This is a genomic window from Paenibacillus sp. FSL R10-2748 (assembly GCF_038005565.1).
Lineage (GTDB): Bacteria > Bacillota > Bacilli > Paenibacillales > Paenibacillaceae > Paenibacillus > Paenibacillus polymyxa_B.
Genome location: NZ_JBBOTK010000002.1, coordinates 696,514 through 715,014, shown reverse-complemented (window position 1 = coordinate 715,014; position 18,501 = coordinate 696,514). Strand labels below are relative to the sequence as shown.

Genomic DNA, 18,501 nt, shown 5'->3' with positions numbered 1-18,501 from the left:
GATAGGGATAAAAGAAAGTGGGGTTTTTCATGCATAGTTATAGGACTCATAACTGTGGAGAATTGGATCAAAAACATGTCGGCGAAGTAGTGAGAATTGCAGGATGGATAAAAAATATACGTGACCATGGCGGGGTTGTTTTTATTGACCTTAGGGATCATTATGGAGTAACGCAGATTGTTGTTTCTGATAATAACGAATTGAAAGATTTTGTATCAAAGATCAGCAGAGAGTCAACTATTTCTGTTACAGGCACTGTATGTAACAGATCTGAAAATACGATTAGTCCCACTATGAAAACCGGACATATTGAGTTAGCTGCTAATGAGATAAAAGTTTTAGGGAAGGTAGTGAATCCATTACCTTTTGAAGTATCTTTAGCAAATGAAGCTCGGGAAGATTTAAGATTAAAGTATCGTTTCTTGGATCTACGGAATGAAAAAATACACAATAATATTATACTTCGTTCTAAAGTAATTCAAAGTATCAGAAGAAAGATGATCGATTTGAATTTTTTAGAGATCCAGACACCTATCCTGACAAGTTCATCTCCAGAGGGCGCCAGAGACTATTTAGTTCCTAGTAGAGTGCATCCAGGCCAATTTTATGCCTTGCCTCAAGCACCACAACAATTTAAACAATTATTAATGGTTTCGGGCTTTGATAAATATTTTCAAATTGCTCCGTGCTTTAGAGATGAGGATGCAAGGGCAGACAGATCACCCGGCGAGTTTTATCAGCTGGATTTGGAAATGGCTTTTGCAACACAGGAAGATGTCTTTAATGTAGTTGAAAATATGCTATATGAAGTTTTCTCTGAATTTACAAATTTTAAAATCTCAAAGCCTTTTACCAGGATTCCATATCAAGAAGCCATGCTCAAATACGGGAGCGATAAACCTGATTTAAGAAATCCATTAATTATCCATGATGTTACAGAGCTGTTTACAGAGACTGATTTTAAAGTATTTAAAAATAAAACGATAAGAGTTATTGCTGTTCCTGGTTGTGGAGCACAGCCAAGAAGCTTTTATGACGATATAGTAAACTTTGCTATTGAGTCTGGAGCGAAAGGCCTCTCATGGATTAAGTTCAACGATGATATGTCTCTTAGTGGCTCTATTGCAAAATTCATCTCTGAAGAGGTGAAAAACGAATTAATACATGTTACGCAAGCTAGTTCAGGATATGCACTGTTTTTTGCTGCTGATCAACTTGAAAATGTCGAAAAAATAGCCGGTGCTGTCAGAAATCAATTAGGAAAAAGACTAGATTTGCTGGAAAAGGATATATATAAATTTTGCTGGATAGTTGATTTTCCTATGTTTGAATTGGATCCTGATACTCATAAAATTGGGTTTAGCCATAATCCTTTTTCGATGCCACAAGGTGGTATGGATGCGCTGCTGAATATGAATCCTCTTGATATCCTAGCGTACCAATATGATATTGTATGTAATGGGATTGAACTGTCCTCGGGTGCTGTCCGTAACCATGATACGGAGATTATGGTAAAAGCCTTTGAGATTGCAGGTTATACATATGGAGATATCAAGAGTAAATTTCCTGCACTCTTTAATGCTTTTCAATTTGGGCCGCCGCCTCATGCAGGTATAGCACCTGGAATTGATAGGATTGTTATGATCATTGCAAATGAATCGAATATCCGAGAGGTTATTGCTTTTCCAATGAATAGCAAAGCGCAGGATCTATTAATGGGAGCACCTTCGGAGGTTACTGAGAAACAATTGAGAGATGTTCATATAAAATTGGTAAATACTCAGCCAGAAACAGAATAAACAGTTTCAACAACATACTGAAAGCAAAGGCTGAATTCGGCACGTATTTGAATCTCATTGAGTGTGTTAAAAACTCTCCCTGCTAGATGCAGAGGAGAGTTTTTTTATTTAGCTCAGATTGGGGTTGTTCATTTTGCAATCTTCATCGGTACACTGGAAGGTATGGCAGGCTTATCGAGTGGAGCTATGCCAAAAAGTAGAAATTATAGGAATACAGGAAAATCGAAATAGCTAGAAACGAAAGAATCAGCGTCGCGGTGTATACCTTTCTTAACAATGTTGTTTTGGTAACATTGCATCTTCTTACAGCAAGATAAGCGGCCGGTACAAAGGCAAGCCCAAGTACCCAGAAAAAGATAATATTCAAATTGAAATTGGACATAGGCTGAAAGGGGTCGCCTATCAATTGGATGCTGGAAGCAATGAGATTGACGATCACAAGCAGACCCAGCAATGGTATTACGGTTACACTGTCAGGGAAGGGAAGCCGCGAAGTACTCTTCTGCTTTCTTGCGTCCTTGAGCTTCCGCAGCCACCCTGTAATACCAAAAACAAACCCAAGCGCAAACCAAATGCCGCATGCCCCCACTAGAATATAACTGAAAATGGATGTTTGCAGGAAGGAGATCGGCAATTGGTCATCGATCACTCCATATGACAACTGCGTCACTTTACCATCGGCATTGGTTAAGAAAAAAAGACGACTGATGTTTAAGCCCGCGTAATCATAAGAAGTGCTCCCAGGAGTCACACGTTCAAAAAAATAGGGTTTGGTTTCTACATAATCAACATGAATATTCATGGATGGAATACTCAGAGTGATTCCGCCATTGCCGTTGGCTGTGACCACTTCTTCCGCATTAGATAATACGGGTATAAGCTTCAATATATCAGATGATACTGCACGAGCAGAGCGGTATTTTCCCGCCACATCCGCGCTATGCTTCAACGTGCTGTCCGCTTGCGGAGTAGCGTGGGAATCCCCGACAAACAGGTCAATGAGTTCGCTTCTCGCACCGGACATTTCATTTTCCACATTGGTCAGGATGCTGATCCCAAAGTTTTGATCCGGTACGATAGAGACCAGAGAGGAGAATGAATCTGTATTTCCACCGTGCTCGATAACACGATAATCTCCCGCAAACCGTTCCCAAAAGCCATGGGCATTCCCCGGAAGCTCGGGATAGTGGGTATATGAAGCCTCATGCATTTCTCGCAGGGTTTCATTCTTGTTGAATAGCGAATATTTTAAGGAATGCTCCATGTTCAGATGAGCAAGCATAAAATGAGCCATGTCCTCCGAAGTAATGTTTAACGCACCCGCCGGCACATCATTAAAGAAAACATTCGGCTTTGCCACCCAGTTTCCATCCTTCTTGGAGTAGCCTGTTGCTTTATGTTCGATAACCTCTGGGATAAGATCATATCGTTGTGTAAAGTAAGAATGTTTCATGTCTAGAGGCTCAAATATATGTTTCTGAATATAGGTTTCAAAAGGCATTCCGGATACACGTTCTATAATATAACCGGCCAGGTTGGTCCCATAGTTGGAATAAGCAATCACTGTTCCAGGCTCATAAATCTGTTCAGGCTGATTTCTGGGTGCGATATGCTCCTTGAGAGGCCTAAGATCAGCAGGATCATGAACCAAAAGTTTTTCCAGGTGCTCCTCAAAACCTGCCGTGTGGCTCATCAGTGATTTCAGGGTAATAGGCTTATCAAAAGAAGGCTTGAGAAAGCCGTCAGGCAAGTATGTGCGGATGTCCGTATTCAAATCCAGCTTTTCCTGCTCAACCAGTTGCATTACTGCCGTCCAGGTGAACAATTTCGATACTGAACCGGCCTCCATATAGGTTGTTTCCGTACTCATGGGTGTTTGTTTCTCGATGTTTGAGTATCCGTAACCTTTTGAAAAAACAATTTTCCCGTCCTTTACTATGGAAACCGCAGCACCAGGAATCGCTGTTCCTATATATTTTTTCATAATTTGATCTGTTCTGTTTTCGATTTCGGAAATCGGAATTCCAGAGGGCGTGGTTGGAACGGACCCAGAAGCATATGCCTGGACCGGGATAAATGCCATCAATGCCAACAGGAACAAAGAGGCAAATCGTTTTTTCAATTTCATATCAAGTCTCCTTTTTGCTGCACTTGAATCTTTAAGGGCAGTCTGTTTTTTGGAACATTTTTAGTGTAGCAATCAAGTCTTTCTTATTTCTCTCCTGTTCCTTACTTTTTTCTTTCTCGAATTAAGCTTCAACTCTCAAGTGATTTACCGAAAAAAAGCTATATTTACGTTGGAACAGCTTTATATGTATGTTGCCAACCTATAAAATAAAGACAAGAAGAATCCTCATAGTTGAAAAAAATAGGAGATGACAATAAATGAAAGCTTGTGAACCTCTAACTATTTCATCTGAAAGCGGATACAATCTTCAAACCGATGAAAGTGTGCCAATTGCTCACGCTTGGAACATGATTGCGCGAGATCATAAGCAAGTGTTTGGCCGCAAGCCATTGCAAACAGAAGTAGAGCCCTCGATCATTATCCGTTATGCGCAGGAAGGAGATAGCTGCCCGCATTGGCCAGAGGGCTATTGTCTGCGTTTTGTTGCTGGTAGCAAGGGAACGGTACTCCATATTATTGGCCGTGATGAATTAGGAATTATTTATGGACTGCTTCATTACAGCCGTTTCGCTCTGGGTGTGGAGCCGTTCTGGTTCTGGGCGGAGCTTCTCCCGCCTAAGCGGGATACCATCGTTTTGCCAAGTCAGAATGTTGACAGTATACCGTCCAAGGTCCGATATCGGGGATGGTTTGTCAATGATGAGGTATGCTTGATTGGCTGGAAGGAAGATTATCCACCAACGGAGCAGGTGTGGCAGCCCGTTTTTGAAGCGTTACTGCGGTGCGGTGGAAATATGGTGATTCCCGGAACCGATTTACCACGCACAGGTATCCATCATAAGCTTGCAGCAGACATGGGCTTATGGATCACACATCATCATGCCGAGCCGTTGGGGGCGGAAATGTTTTTGCGCGCCTTTCCGGGTAAACAAGCTAGCTACAGAGAGCATCCCGAGTTGTTTGAACAGCTGTGGCAGGAAGCGATTGAACGGCAGAAGGAAGAGAAAATTGTATGGGTATTGTCTTTTCGCGGGCAGGGTGACAAGCCTTTTTGGGAAGATGATCCTTCCTTTAATACGCCGGACAAACGCGGACAATTAATATCGTATGTGGTTCGCAAGCAGTACAATATGATCTGTGAATTTGTGGAGCAGCCCGTGTGCTGTATGGCGATGTATGGTGAGATTGCCGAGTTATACAAGCAGGGGCATATTGAAGTACCCGAAGGGGTGATCAAAATATGGGCAGACAATGGTTACGGTAAAATGGTATCTCGGCGCCATGGGAATCTCAATTATCGTGTACCAGCATTGCCCGAGGCGCTGGATGGGGGTAAGAATGGAGTATATTACCATGTGACCTTCCACGACTTGCAAGCGTCGAACCATCTTACCCAATTTCCTTCCTCAGCCAGCTTGATTGTAGAGGAATTGACAGCAGCGTTTACTACAGGGGCGGACGAGTACCTGCTGGTCAATTCAGGAAATATTTTGCCACATGTATATACGCTGGATTTAGTAGCAAATTTATGGACGAAGGGTAACGTGGATACCGAAGAGCAGCTTACTGATTTTATCGGGCGGCTGTACAGTAGTCAGCTTCAAGAGATTTCCCAATTATACCGGGATTATTCCCGTTGCACTATCGTTTATGGCCCGCATAAGGATGATCGAGCAGGGGAGGAATTCTATCACCATCCGGCTCGGCAAATTATGGGGTATTGGCTACAAGGCAAAGAAAGCAGTGATGAACGGCTGTACTGGGCTACTGGAGAAAGGCCTTTTCCTGAACAGGTACGCTGGTTCAAGGAAAAAGCCGAGTCGGCAATCCCGGATTGGGTTGAACTACGAGAGCGGTGTCTACGAATAATGAAGCAGTTGTCTGAAGATGAATGTCGCAGGCTGTATAATCAACTGCTTGTGCAGATTGAACTGCATCTGAGTGGTTCACGTGGACTGGCAAGCTTATGTAGCGCTTATGGGCTGTTCCTTGAAAAAGATTACCCAAGAGCATTTATACAAGCTTCTCATGCCGTTTGGAGCTACCGGATGGGTAAAGAAGCGTTATCGCTCGCAGGAACTGGAAGATGGGAGCATTTCTACCGGGCAGATTGGTTAACCAATCTAGATAACACTATTTCTCATGCGGACACTGTGCGGAGATTTCTTCGTCTTCAGGGAGACAGTCCGGATATGTTCCTGTGGTCCAAACAATATTTAATGCCAGAAACAGAGAAATATATCTACCTGGAGAATACGCATCGCAAGCCCCTTCCCGATGATGAGTTGGCACGCTGTCTGGAGAAGGTATTATATTAAAAGGATCTTAGAACTTGTATGACTTCTGATAAAAGAACCTTCCAATCCATGAAGGGGACTGACCCCATAACGGGAGACAAATCAAAACACCTTCAAGAGAATCGAACCATGTCGTAAGATATGGAGATAACCTTGTAGGTGTTTTTACGTTGGCAACGAGAGTGAGTTACCCCTTAGAAATAAAGATGAAAGCTATTGAAATGAGATTGGCAAGAGTCCCGGTAAGAGAGGTTATGGAGCAGTTGAGAATACGGAATAAAACACAGCTAAAAACATGGATGAGGTGGTATCGAAAAGGTGAAGTGCATCGTCTGGAACAGCCTGTGGGTAAACAATACAGCTACGGAAAAGGTCCGGAACACTCTTCGGAGCTCGAAAAAGTAAAAGCGGAGAACCGGTTCCTGAAGCAGCAATTGGACCTGCTAAAAAAGTACAAGGAACTGGAAAGGAGGTGGAACCAGAGGTCGCCGTTGCCTGGATCGAATCCATTCGAGACGAAGTGACGGTGTCTGAGGCTTGTACATGGCTCGGAATCGCAAGAGCGACCTACTACCGTTGGAAAGCAGCTGTGGGGACAGAGCATACAGATGCGACGGTGGAGAAAATCCCGGGGCTTTGCATCTGTCATAAATTTCGGTATGGTTACCGGAAAATCACCGCACTCCTTCGGGCAGAGCAAAGAATCAATCACAAACGAGTTCAGCGGATGATGCAACATGAGGGGTTACAGTGCCGCGTGAGGATGAAGAAACGAAAGGCCACTGGGCAGATCGCTCATCCAGCAGAAAATCTGCTGAAGCGGCAATTCCATGCAGAGGCGCCCCTGCAAAAGCTCGTCACGGACATCACCTATTTACCGTTTGGCGGAAAGATGTTGTACTTCTCCAGCATTCTAGACCTGTACAACGGGGAGATTGTGGCTTACAGTATAGCGGACAAGCAAGATACGTCCTTGGTTTTGGATACACTGAATCAACTTCCAAAACGGACAAGCATGCTGCTCCATAGCGACCAGGGAAGCGTATATACGTCACAGGCTTATCAAGCTGCAGTAAAGGGAAAAGGCATGACCATGAGCATGTCCAGTAAAGGAACGCCCGCTGATAATGCCCCCATCGAATCGTTTTATTCCACACTAAAGTCTGAAACGTTCTACCTCGAAGATCTCATCTGTACAACGACTGCAATCGTTGTACAGACCGTTTGAGACTACATCACCTACTATAACTCAATTCGGATTCAAGCGAAACTAAATAACCAGTCGCCGGTAAATTTCCGACGACTGGCTGCTTAAACTTGAAAGGTGTTTTGATCCCTGTCTCACAAACGGGGGTCAGTCCCGACATGAATCTGCTGTATTAAACACCTTGCATGAGCAGCAAATTCCTTTCCAGGAGAGTCTCACGGTCCAAACGGCTGAAACCTTAGTCCATATGGTCCAAAAAAAGTTGGGCATTGGCATTATATCGAAGTTTACGCTTTCCTCGGTGTCCCATACACTAATCGTTAAAGAGATCATTCCCCAAATTTCGCGGGATATCGGAATTATCGCGCATTCTTTTGATGAAGCGACCCCGGCAGCCCGTGAGTTTGTAAAAGCGTTGGGTCAGTTATATCGTTCGAGTGAGTAACTTAATAAAAGGGCCTTTGTAAAAGCAAGGGCCCTTTTTGTTTGGTTTGTATTGGGGAGATATGAGGAGTGGAGTACAGAGATTATTTATAAAACGGGAGATTCATGCTGTTGTTGCAATACAGACTGAACAGCCCGCTGCCAGCCAGTATAATATTTCTCTCTGGTAGCCTCATCCATCTTTGGTTCGTATGCTTCATACATTTTAAGATTGGATGCGATTTGCTCTGGATCGGACCAAAAGCCTGTGCCGAGCCCACCGAGATAGACCGAACCCATGGCCGACAGCTCGGCACATGTGGATCGGGTCACAAGGTTGCCCAGAATATCGGCCTGAAATTGCATCAGCCAAGTGTTGGAGGAAGCCCCGCCGTCCGTGCGCAGGCCGACCAACTCAATCCCGGACTGTTCCTGAATAAACTCTATAGCGTCCCGTACTTGGTAAGCGATGCTCTCCAGCGCAGCCCGGACGATGTGTCCTTTGCCAGTTCCACGGTTCATACCGATAATTGCCGCCCGGGCGTAGGGATTCCAATAGGGAGCGCCCATTCCGACAAAGGCAGGCACAAGATAGACGCCATCGTTTGCAGGAACGCTTTCGACTAAGCGCTGCATTTCCTCAAAGGTAGAGAACAGTCCTAAGTTGTCCTGCGTCCATTTGATGCTGTCGCCTGTTGTCCGGATGATGGCTTCAAGCGCATACGTAACAGTTCCGCCGGCCCCCCAGGCGATAGCGGTTACAAGTCCGTCACCGCCATCCACCGGATGATTCCCTACGTTCATTAATACAGAGGTACCCGTGCCAAAGGTTGCTTTGGCTGTTCCGGGCTTGAAACACAGATGCCCATACAATGCCCCTTGTGAATCCCCAATGACGCCCGAAATCGGTATTTTCTCATTGAAAAGGTCGCAATCTGCCGTATATCCGAAAATAGCGTCGGATGGTTTAACCTCAGGCAGCAGGGAAGAAGGAACGGAGAACAGCTGGGCAAGCTCTTCATCCCACTCCAGCGTGTGGATATTGAACAGCGATGTACGGCTGGCATTTGTAAAGTCGGTTGTATGGTTTTTACCGCCGGTAAGCTTCCAGACCAGCCAACTGTCCATGTTCCCTGCAAGTAGCCTCCCTTCAGCCAGCAGGTTGGCAGCTCCTTCCGCATGTTCAATGATCCATTTGAACTTGGCAGCGGAGAAATAAGGGTCAAGCATAAGCCCTGTTTTGGCGTGGATGGTTCTTTCGTGGCCAGCTTGCTTCAGCTCGGCGCACAGGTCCGCCGTACGTTGGCATTGCCAGACAACAGCATTATATATTGGCTGACCAGTCGTCTTATCCCACACCAATGCCGTTTCGCGTTGATTGGTGATTGTCAGCGCAGCTAGTGCGGACGGGTGGATGTAGGCTTGCTCCAATACGCTGCGGGCCGTTATTTTGACATTTTCATAAATTTCGAGCGGATCATGCTCTACCCAGCCGGGATGGGGGTAATATTGCTTATGCTCCATCCCGCTGCGGGCGATTACTGTACCCTGATGGTCTACAAGGAGTGCTTTGGTGCCTGAAGTACTCTGGTCGATGGCCAATATATATTGTTGATTGTGCTCCATATGCTTCGCCCTCTACTTATTAATCAATTCGAATGCAATTTGTTTGATATTGTCACCCGTAATGCCGTAGTGGTGGAAAACTTCCGCCGATTTACCGGCAATCGCCGGCTCATCCGGGATGCCGAGCACTCTCATAGGAACCGGGTGATTCTGCACAACAACTTCTGCCACGGCTGCGCCGAGACCGCCGTAAATGCTATGTTCCTCAACGGTAATGATGCGTCCAGTTTCACGTGCAGCGGTAATGATCGCCTCTTCATCCAGCGGCTTGATTGTATGCATGTTGATTACCCGGGCGGATATGCCTTCGTCGTTGAGTGCCTTGGCGGCATCGAGTGCGATTCGCACGGTTTCACCGACACCAATAATTGTAACGTCGTTGCCTTCTCTCACAGTTATAGCTTTGCCTATTTCGAATGGGTAATCATCGGTTTCGTAAACGTCCTCAACGGGATTACGCCCGATTCGCACGTATACGCCGCCGTCATATTTTACAAGCGCTTCGGTCAGTTTCTTCGTTTCGTGACGATCAGCAGGCAGGACAATCGCCAGTCCCGGAATTGCCCGAGCTACTGCGATATCTTGCACGGAGTGGTGTGACATGCCAAGCGCCCCGTAGCTGACGCCTCCGCTAATGCCGATGAGCTTCACATTTGTCCGCGAATAAGCAACGTCAACTTTGACTTGTTCAATACTGCGCATACTGAGGAAGCAGGCTGGTGAAGTCACAAACGGTTTTTTGCCGCTGTGGGCCAGGCCTGCAGACATGCCTACGATATTCTGTTCGGCAATGCCGACCTCGACGAACTGCTGCGGGAACGTATTGGCAAAGGGAGCCATTGCAGCAGAACCGCGCGAATCGCTGGCCAGTACCATGATATCACGGTCGTCTTTGGCCAACTCCAGCAGTGTGTCACAGATTACTTGGCGATTAGGAATTTTATTCATGCTTAATGCACCTGCCCTTTCTGCGTCAATTCTTCGATCGTTGCCTTTAGCTCTGTGAGAGCCAGCTCCAACTCTTTATCATTAGGCACATGGTGATGCCATGCCGGGACATTTTCGGCGAACGATACGCCTTTGCCCTTGGTGGTATTGGCCATAATTAACGTTGGCTTTCCGGCTACTTCAGGGGCGGACCTGAATGCCTTAAGCAATTCTTCCATTTTGTTGCCGTTGATAGAGACGACGTTCCAGCCGAAGGCAGTCCACTTCTCTTCCAGCGGCTCCAGTCCCATGACTTCTTCGGTAGCACCGCTGATCTGGAGTCGGTTGCGGTCGATAATGCCGATCAGGTTATCCAGCTTATAATGAGAGCCTGCCATAGCGGCTTCCCAGTTGGAGCCTTCGGCCTGTTCGCCGTCTCCCATTAAACAAAATACACGGTAAGGACGGTCATCCCGCTTGGCAGCTAGTGCCATGCCTACGGAAATGGGCAGGCCGTGGCCGAGGGCCCCGGTGTTCATTTCAATCCCTGGAACCTTGTTGTTCGGGTGGCCAATGAGTCGGGTGCCGAACTGGCTATAGGTCTCCAGCTCTTCTTTTGGGAAAAAGCCCCGGTCGGCCAGAATACACCATAGAGATTCTACGGAATGCCCTTTGCTGGCGATAAAGCGATCACGGTCATCCCATTTTGGATTAGCAGGATCAACGTTCATGATTTCATAATATAAAGCCGTTAAAATGTCTGTATTGCTCAGCGATCCCCCCGTATGTCCCGTTTTGGCGCGGTGAATGATGGTTAGCAGGTCCATGCGGATTTGTGCGGCTTTTACTTTCAGTTCCTGGATTTCCATAATGTCCTCCTCAAGATAGGTATTAAAGGGATGGGCTTTGTCGCTTTAGACGTCTCAAACGTGAAGGTTCGGGCGCTTATTACGGGCGAGATCGGATCCTCTAAGCCAGCTTTGAATTTCCTGTTCCGTGGGATCGACCGGATCAGGCGTCAGGCCGGGTATATAATTGCAGGCCTCATAAATGGCCGGGATCACATTGGCATGGATACCTACGGAATGATGGACGTAAGGCCCTTTTACGAGTTTTTCCTCCCACAGCGGCCAATCGTTTACTTCCACCCATACGTAGGAGCCGCGGGTATAAGGACCTTCAATACCCCGGGCACGCCCGAGGAACATGGAGTACTCACCGTGGTCGCCGTCAAATCGGGCAATGGTCATACCGCCACCGCGGATTTCGCCTTCATGAGTTCCGGGAGAATGGTCGTCGAAGAGAAAATGTTTGCGTAACTTCGGTTTGTTCTCTACGGAGAGCGAGACCGGGAAATTGCCACAGTGGAAAAGAAGTTCGCCGTTATCATTCTCAGGATGTCGAACAGTAATATCTGCGAAGAAGGTTGGCAATGTGTTCATGGAGGCAGCCTGCACCATAATGGAAGTAATGGCTCCATGGATATCTGTTTCACAAGTAACCGGAATTTGTTCGTCAGTCAGGATTGCATTGGCCAGACACGGCATAATAGATATGGCATCCTGCAAAGAGGACCAGCACTGAATTGCGATAGCGCTGCTTCCCGTCTCACGGGCGAAGGATTTCATGGCGACCTTTAAAGCGGCTATCCGTCTTACATCATCTTCGGTCACTTCACTGTAATCGAGTTTTTCTTTAATGTAATCCATCGTTTCCAGAAGCTCTGAGCTATTGCTGGAGGCGATTTTTTTGGTTCTAAGCTGAATGTCGACAATGGTAATGGGATGAATCTCAATGCCGAAGCGTTCCAGCAGTTCGCCTTCATTGCACATCATCGTCCAGAATGAAGCGGGGCGGGGGCCAATCTGGAGAATGCGTAAGCTCTTGAATTGGCGCACGACGTTGGCGGCCGCCACAAAGTTGGTAAAGCCTCTTTCGAAAACCGGATCATTCACCCAACTGTTCGTTACATAGGTGAAGGGAACGTTGAATCTTCGCAGCACTTTACCTGTGGCGAAAATACCGCATTGGGTGTCGCGAAGGCGCATGCCGTCCGCAAGCGGCGCTTCATCCCGCGGTCCCCACAGCAGGACAGGCTTGCCGAGCGCCTTGCCTACACGAGCTACAGTATCTTCTGTACCAAAGTTGCAATGTGGGAAAAAAACAGCGTCGACTTCTTCTTCTTTGAATCGCTTTGCAATTAAATCCGCGTTTATATGGTCGTCATACAGCAAGCCTTCCTCATTAAGGCCCTCCAGGTCTACAATGTCGATATCCATGCCAAAACTCTCAATTTTCTTGCGAATTTCCACTTTGTACTTAAAGGCATCGTCGGCGCTGAACGTAAATCGGCGCGTCGGAGCATAACCCAACTTTAATTTCTTCATGATCATGTCTCCTCTGTACTTGAATAAACAACATTTGCTGAACAAAATAGAATAAATAAACTAAACAAAATCAAATTAGTTTAGTTGTAAAAACTAAATTCAATGACTGTTTCTATGTCGAGGCCATAGTAACATCGAATTAAAACGGTGTCAATTAATTATTTAGTGATATTTAGTTATAAAAACTAAAAAAATAACTAAACAAATATAAATAAATTCAGCTAATTATTGCATCGCATCTCAAATCGGTGTAAACTTCATTTATTCACTTCACTGCTGTGTTCATCTTATTTAGAATGGAGAATTAGGGCATGAAAATGGAAGACATTGCCAAACTGGCCAACGTATCCAAATCAGCTGTTTCACTGGCCTTCAGCGGCAAGCCGGGTATTGGCCCGGATACGCGTGAACGTATTCTCCAGGTAGCCCACGAAGCAGGATACAGTCCCAAAAGCAAGACGATAACGGCTTCAAGAAGTGATAAGTCCTTGCTTTTTCTCGTGTGTACAAATTCGGGCATTGTCCTTGAGGAATACTATCAACAGCCATTTTTTAAAGAATTAATCCAGTTTATTGAGGAACGTTGCCGACAAAAAGGGTATTCGTTGATCTTCTCGACGGTCGACGTAGAATTTTTCCAGAGGGATATCCAGATGGTTGCAGAGGAGAAACGCAGTGCAGGCACCATTGTTCTGGGAACCAATCTGACCCGTGAGCAGATCAGTAATATTCATGGCAAGCTGCCGAATCTGATTGTGCTGGATACCTGCTTTGATACGCTTCCCGTACAATTTATCCAGATTAATAATGTTATGGGTGCTTATCAGGCAGGAGCTTATTTATGCGACATGGGTCATACCTCAATCGGTTATATTGCTTCAAATGTACGAATTCATAATTTTGAGGAACGTAAACGCGGATTTTTGGCGGCACTCATGGAACGGGGGCTGAAGATTCCGGAGGCACAAATGCTGGCTGTAGCGCCAACCATTCTTACTTCGCAGGAGGATCTGAATCGGCAGTTAACCGTTTATCTGGAGAGCGGGAAAACTTTGCCGACGGCCTGGTTCTGCGAATGCGACTATATTGCTATCAGCGCTATGAAGACCATGAGCGAGCTTGGCATCCGGGTGCCGCAGGATACTTCAATTATCGGCTTTGACAACATTACGGAATCGGTCATTGTTACGCCGGAGCTAACGACCATTCATGTAGAAAAAGAAAGAATGGCCGTTCTGGCTGTCGATCTCCTGACCGATACTATTGAGCAGGGAACGCAGGTTACAGCAAAAATCACAGTGGATACGAAATTTGTAGAGCGCAATTCCTGTGCTGCTCCTGCCACTTTCGTACCTAAAGGCGAGCTAACCGAGCAGGCCTGAGTAGAGGATAGATTTTGACAAAAGAACGGGGGGGCACCTTGAATGAATACGCGAATGGTTTCGATTCTACAGCATTTGCTGGCTGCGGACACTCCTGTCAACAGCGAGCATCTGGCAAAGTTGATCCAGGTTACTTCACGTACCGTACGTAGCGATATCAGAGAACTGGATGAATTTCTGGCCAAGCATGGAGCATCGATTCAGCCTGTTCGTTCAAGGGGGTATGAACTGAAAATCACGGACGACCGCAGCTTTCGTACGCTCCTACAGCAGTTGTTCCTGTATAACGAACCGGATGATCCCAATTCTCCTGAATACCGACAGCGCTATTTAATCTCGCGCCTCCTGCTTACAGAAAATTATTTGAAGCTCGAAGAGTTGGCGGATGAGTTATACATTAGCAAATCCACCGTACAAAATGATTTCAAAGAGGTTAAGCATATGCTACAGGCTTACGGAATCGGCATTGATAAGCGCCCGAATTACGGTGTCAAGCTGAGGGGCGACGAGGTTCGCTTACGTTTCTGCATGTCTGAATTCATCGTCAACCGTTCTGAAGAAGAAAGGACTGGGGGCGTGGAGGCCGCATCGAGAATGGTTACCCCTTGGGAAATGACACTCATTCGAGGTATTATTCTGGAGCAAATCCAGAACCACGGGGTCACTTTGTCGGATGTTGCCTTCAACAACCTGTCCATTCATATCGCTATAGCTTGCAAGCGTATTCGCGATGGGAACCGGGTCGCGATGCTTTCCGATGAAAGGGAAGATTTTCGGGCTACCGAGGAATTTCGAGCCGCTGAACATATTGTTAGCCACATTGAAAAGCAAATGGATTTGACCTTTCCGGAGGATGAGGTTGCTTATATCGCCATGCATCTGGCCGGGAACAAGTGGTTTGAGGGAATTACGGAGCAACAGACAGAAGAGACAGGGCCTCAGAAGCTCTTGGATCGGGGAATTTATGAGCTTGGCAGAGAAATGCTGGCTGAAATTGACAGGGGCTTTAACCTGAATATCAGCCGGGATCAAGAACTGTTAATGGGCATATGTCTTCATCTGAAATCGGCGCTAAACCGCGTAAAATATAGGATGAATATCCGTAATCCGATGCTGGATCATGTGAAGAATAATTATCCTTTGGCTTTTCAGGCGGGGGTCATAGGTGCCAAGTTAATCGAGAGCAAACTGAATTTGACCATACCAGAGACAGAAATGGGTTATTTGGCGATTCATATCGGGGCCGCCATGGAAAGGCAGCAGATGAACAACAGACCTAAACGCTGCCTTGTCGTATGCACTTCGGGTGTTGGAAGTGCCCGCTTGCTGTATTACAAGCTACGTAGCAAGTTCGGTGAAAGGCTTGAGGTTGCTGGCACGACCGAGTATTACAAGTTGCAGCAGGTTCCTTTGCATGGCATTGATTTTGTGGTAAGCACAGTTCCAATCCCGCAGACATTATCCGTTCCGGTCGTGGTAGTTCAGACTCTGCTTGGCGGCGGTGACATCGATAAGATTGAAGAGCTGCTGACGGATGAAAACGAATTTACTTTCCGCTACATTATGGAAGAGCTTGTATTTCTGAGACATAACTTTACTACAAAAGAAGAGGTTATTACTTTTTTGGGAGAAAGAATGCATGCTTCCGGATTGATCCGCTCTTCCGAGGGATTCATCGGATTGGTGATGGAAAGGGAAAATGCTGCTCCTACGGCTTACGGAAATCTGATAGCCATTCCTCATCCTATTATTCCGCAAAGCAACCGGACGGTATGGGCGGTCTGTACACTGAAATCTCCCATAGATTGGTCCGGCAAGCCCGTGCAGTTCGTCTGCCTGCTCAGTATTAACAAAAACGGCGACGAGCCTCCGGCGAAAATGTATAAGCATCTGATGGGACTACTCGACGACTCGGATATTATCCAGCAAATGCTGGAATGCAAAACCTACGGGGATTTTGCTCAAATTATTGTCAAACATAAACTGTATTAAAATAAAGCTCTGCACGACATCTGCTTGGATTTTGAACAAGCATCGTGCAGAGCTTCTCTATTTTTTTCCATTGTAAGCATTTCCGCTTCTAGTGGAAAAGGGTTGCGTTTAGAAGTCGGCAAGAATCGTATACACTGAATCTGTAAGCTAAAGAGATGAAATGCATGAGGTGAATTCAATGGATGAGTATCAGGAAATCATAATGGGACTTATAACAAATTCGGGTATTGCGAAGAGTAAAGCTATGGAAGCTATCAGCTTTGCCGAGAAGGGTAATGCGGAGCAGGCAGCAGAATGTCTTGAAGAATGCAAGAACGAGCTGGTCCAAGCGCATAAATCGCAGACGCGACTGATCCAGCAGGAAGCGGGTGGGACAGCTCATGAAGTGACACTGCTAATGGTGCATGCACAAGACCATCTCATGTCTGCCATTACGACCAAGGATCTGGCGAGACATATCGTGGAACTTTACAGCAGATTGAACCGTTACGAAGCAACAGTATCCATCACACCATTATCGGGGAGGAATAACCAATGAAACAAATTACGCTTGTATGCGCAGCAGGAATGTCTACAAGTATGTTGGTACAAAAGATGCAGAAGGCTGCACAGGCTCAAAATGTTGAGGTTGAAATCAGAGCTACTTCCGAAAGCTCTTTTAAAGAGTATGCGGACAAAACGGACGTATTGCTGATAGGACCGCAGGTTGGCTACTTGGAAGACGATTTTAAAACCAAATACGAGCCTAAAGGCATCAAGGTAAGCGTAATCGACAGAATGGATTATGGCATGATGAATGGTGAAAAAGTACTTGCCGAAGCCTTAAATCTATAATCGTCTGTACATATAGATCAACACTTTTTCATTGGAGGTGTTAAATGAAATATCATAAATTGAAAGCGTTTGATTCCAATTTTCTATGGGGTGGATCGACCTCGTCCTATCAGTTTGAAGGAGCATGGAACGAGGACGGAAAAGGGCCGTCTGTTATTGACACCCGTCCGCCCCGGGAAGAGATCACTGATTATAAGGTGGCAAGCGATCATTACCATCACTATAAGGAAGACATTGCCTTACTGGCGGAAATGGGCTTTAAGGCTTATCGCTTCTCGGTGGCCTGGACCCGCATTTATCCGCAGGGAACAGGGGAATTGAATCCGAAAGGCATACAGTTTTACAACCATTTAATTGATGAGTTATTAAAATACGGGATCGAACCGATCGTGACCATGTATCATTTTGATCTTCCGGCAGCTTTGGAAAAAGAAGGCGGATGGTCGAACCGTAGTACAATCAACGCATTTGAAACGTATGCGAAGACATTGTTCGAACACTTTGGGGACCGGGTGAAATATTGGTTAACTATTAACGAACAAAACATGATGATTTTGCACGGTTCCGCTTTGGGAACGTTGGACCCGAACCTGAAGAATCCGAAAAAGGAATTGTATCAGCAAAATCATCATATGCTTCTGGCTCAAGCCAGGGCGATGATTCTGTGCAAAGAAATGTTACCTGAAGCTAAAGTGGCACCGGCCCCTAACATCTCGTGCGTATATCCAGCGTCTTCGCGTCCGGAAGATGTGCTGGCGGCTGATAACTTCAACGCAATCCGCAATTGGTTATACCTTGATATGGCGGTGTTTGGCCGTTACAATACGCTGGTCTGGAGTTACTTCGAGGAAAAAGGCTATACGCCTGAGATTCAAGAAGGGGATATGAGCATTCTGGCCGCCGCGAAGCCAGACTTTATCGCTTTTAATTATTACAGCTCTGCAACGGTCAAAGCCAGTACCCAGAATTCGGTAGAAAAAGGCGGGATGGGAGATCAGCAAATCTCAGTTGGAGAAGTGGGTGTTTTTGCTGGGAGTGGAAATGAGTATCTGGAGCGAACGGAGTTCGGCTGGGGAATTGATCCGGCAGGCCTGCGTGTTACTCTTAGGAAGATCTATGACCGCTACCAGCTACCGCTGATCATTACCGAGAATGGACTGGGGGCTTTTGATTCCTTGGAAGAGGGCGATGTTGTAAGAGATGATTACCGCATCGATTACTTACGCAAGCATATCGAGCAATGCCAGCTGGCTATTACGGACGGGGTGAAGCTGTTTGGTTATTGTCCTTGGTCCGCAATTGATCTGGTCAGCACCCACCAGGGAGTAAGCAAACGTTACGGATTCGTCTATGTTGACCGGGATGAGTTCAACCTGAGACAATTGCGGCGGATTCGCAAGAACAGCTTCCATTGGTACAAAAATATGATTTTCTCAAATGGAAGCGCTCTCTAGATTATTGTTCAACAGATGAAACTCTAAAACAGGAGTTGAAGGAAT

At 46.1% G+C, this 18,501-nt stretch carries 12 protein-coding genes and 2 pseudogenes; 9 read left to right on the top strand and 5 right to left on the bottom strand.

What is annotated here, in order from left to right; genetic code table 11:
- Positions 1-29 precede the first annotated feature (29 nt).
- Positions 30-1,799: an aspartate--tRNA ligase gene (gene aspS / locus NSS66_RS09840; protein ID WP_340958849.1), complete on the top strand. Its 1,770-nt coding sequence runs from the start codon at positions 30-32 to the stop codon at positions 1,797-1,799.
- Between the two features lie 184 nt (positions 1,800-1,983).
- On the opposite strand, the gene NSS66_RS09835 is transcribed toward aspS, so the two are convergent.
- Complete coding sequence (locus NSS66_RS09835; protein ID WP_053325745.1) at positions 1,984-3,927, bottom strand: serine hydrolase domain-containing protein; 1,944 nt, start codon at positions 3,925-3,927, stop codon at positions 1,984-1,986.
- A 257-nt stretch (positions 3,928-4,184) separates the two neighbouring features.
- Between NSS66_RS09835 and NSS66_RS09830 the strand changes: the two genes are divergently transcribed.
- The 3 genes and pseudogenes from NSS66_RS09830 to NSS66_RS09820 form a co-directional block, all read left to right on the top strand.
- Positions 4,185-6,245 carry a glycosyl hydrolase 115 family protein gene (locus tag NSS66_RS09830; RefSeq protein WP_081326415.1) on the top strand — a complete coding sequence of 687 codons (2,061 nt, stop codon included), beginning with the start codon at positions 4,185-4,187 and terminating at the stop codon, positions 6,243-6,245.
- Positions 6,246-6,394: 149 nt separating this feature from the next.
- A pseudogene (locus NSS66_RS09825) lies at positions 6,395-7,539 on the top strand (IS3 family transposase).
- A gap of 49 nt (positions 7,540-7,588) precedes the next feature.
- Positions 7,589-7,876 (top strand): annotated as a pseudogene (locus NSS66_RS09820) (LysR substrate-binding domain-containing protein); the annotation flags it as partial.
- Between the two features lie 86 nt (positions 7,877-7,962).
- Here the strand turns inward: NSS66_RS09820 and glpK are convergent.
- From glpK to NSS66_RS09800, 4 genes are read right to left on the bottom strand one after another with little or no spacing between them, the layout of a single operon-like run.
- Positions 7,963-9,480: a glycerol kinase GlpK gene (gene glpK / locus NSS66_RS09815; protein ID WP_076295266.1), complete on the bottom strand. Its 1,518-nt coding sequence runs from the start codon at positions 9,478-9,480 to the stop codon at positions 7,963-7,965.
- A gap of 12 nt (positions 9,481-9,492) precedes the next feature.
- Positions 9,493-10,428: a transketolase family protein gene (locus NSS66_RS09810; protein ID WP_023989377.1), complete on the bottom strand. Its 936-nt coding sequence runs from the start codon at positions 10,426-10,428 to the stop codon at positions 9,493-9,495.
- A 2-nt stretch (positions 10,429-10,430) separates the two neighbouring features.
- Positions 10,431-11,276 (bottom strand): transketolase, encoded by an 846-nt coding sequence (locus NSS66_RS09805; RefSeq protein WP_076295344.1) that lies wholly within the window; start codon positions 11,274-11,276, stop codon positions 10,431-10,433.
- 54 nt (positions 11,277-11,330) lie between these two features.
- Complete coding sequence (locus NSS66_RS09800; protein ID WP_023989375.1) at positions 11,331-12,794, bottom strand: L-fucose/L-arabinose isomerase family protein; 1,464 nt, start codon at positions 12,792-12,794, stop codon at positions 11,331-11,333.
- A 311-nt stretch (positions 12,795-13,105) separates the two neighbouring features.
- On the opposite strand from NSS66_RS09800, the gene NSS66_RS09795 reads away from it, so the two are divergent.
- The 5 genes from NSS66_RS09795 (at position 13,106) to NSS66_RS09775 (ending at position 18,456) form a co-directional block, all read left to right on the top strand.
- The gene (locus NSS66_RS09795; protein ID WP_076295267.1) at positions 13,106-14,176 is read left to right on the top strand and encodes a LacI family DNA-binding transcriptional regulator; all 1,071 of its coding nucleotides are present in this window, start codon (positions 13,106-13,108) and stop codon (positions 14,174-14,176) included.
- Between the two features lie 42 nt (positions 14,177-14,218).
- The gene (locus tag NSS66_RS09790) at positions 14,219-16,168 is read left to right on the top strand and encodes a BglG family transcription antiterminator (protein ID WP_076295268.1); all 1,950 of its coding nucleotides are present in this window, start codon (positions 14,219-14,221) and stop codon (positions 16,166-16,168) included.
- A 178-nt stretch (positions 16,169-16,346) separates the two neighbouring features.
- Positions 16,347-16,706 carry a PTS lactose/cellobiose transporter subunit IIA gene (locus tag NSS66_RS09785; protein ID WP_023989372.1) on the top strand — a complete coding sequence of 120 codons (360 nt, stop codon included), beginning with the start codon at positions 16,347-16,349 and terminating at the stop codon, positions 16,704-16,706.
- Entirely contained in the window at positions 16,703-17,002 is a 300-nt protein-coding gene (locus tag NSS66_RS09780; protein ID WP_023989371.1) for a PTS sugar transporter subunit IIB, read from the top strand. Before NSS66_RS09785 ends, NSS66_RS09780 begins: the two co-directional genes overlap by 4 nt.
- A 44-nt stretch (positions 17,003-17,046) precedes the next feature.
- Positions 17,047-18,456 carry a glycoside hydrolase family 1 protein gene (locus NSS66_RS09775; RefSeq protein ID WP_076159405.1) on the top strand — a complete coding sequence of 470 codons (1,410 nt, stop codon included), beginning with the start codon at positions 17,047-17,049 and terminating at the stop codon, positions 18,454-18,456.
- Positions 18,457-18,501 lie beyond the last annotated feature (45 nt).

Bases quoted from the DNA above. Each gene is read 5' to 3' on its own strand.
- aspS (WP_340958849.1), top strand. From the start codon at position 30: ATGCATAGTTATAGGACTCATAACTGTGGAGAATTGGATCAAAAACAT.
- NSS66_RS09835 (WP_053325745.1), bottom strand. From the start codon at position 3,927: ATGAAATTGAAAAAACGATTTGCCTCTTTGTTCCTGTTGGCATTGATG.
- NSS66_RS09830 (WP_081326415.1), top strand. From the start codon at position 4,185: ATGAAAGCTTGTGAACCTCTAACTATTTCATCTGAAAGCGGATACAAT.
- glpK (WP_076295266.1), bottom strand. From the start codon at position 9,480: ATGGAGCACAATCAACAATATATATTGGCCATCGACCAGAGTACTTCA.
- NSS66_RS09810 (WP_023989377.1), bottom strand. From the start codon at position 10,428: ATGAATAAAATTCCTAATCGCCAAGTAATCTGTGACACACTGCTGGAG.
- NSS66_RS09805 (WP_076295344.1), bottom strand. From the start codon at position 11,276: ATGGAAATCCAGGAACTGAAAGTAAAAGCCGCACAAATCCGCATGGAC.
- NSS66_RS09800 (WP_023989375.1), bottom strand. From the start codon at position 12,794: ATGAAGAAATTAAAGTTGGGTTATGCTCCGACGCGCCGATTTACGTTC.
- NSS66_RS09795 (WP_076295267.1), top strand. From the start codon at position 13,106: ATGAAAATGGAAGACATTGCCAAACTGGCCAACGTATCCAAATCAGCT.
- NSS66_RS09790 (WP_076295268.1), top strand. From the start codon at position 14,219: ATGAATACGCGAATGGTTTCGATTCTACAGCATTTGCTGGCTGCGGAC.
- NSS66_RS09785 (WP_023989372.1), top strand. From the start codon at position 16,347: ATGGATGAGTATCAGGAAATCATAATGGGACTTATAACAAATTCGGGT.
- NSS66_RS09780 (WP_023989371.1), top strand. From the start codon at position 16,703: ATGAAACAAATTACGCTTGTATGCGCAGCAGGAATGTCTACAAGTATG.
- NSS66_RS09775 (WP_076159405.1), top strand. From the start codon at position 17,047: ATGAAATATCATAAATTGAAAGCGTTTGATTCCAATTTTCTATGGGGT.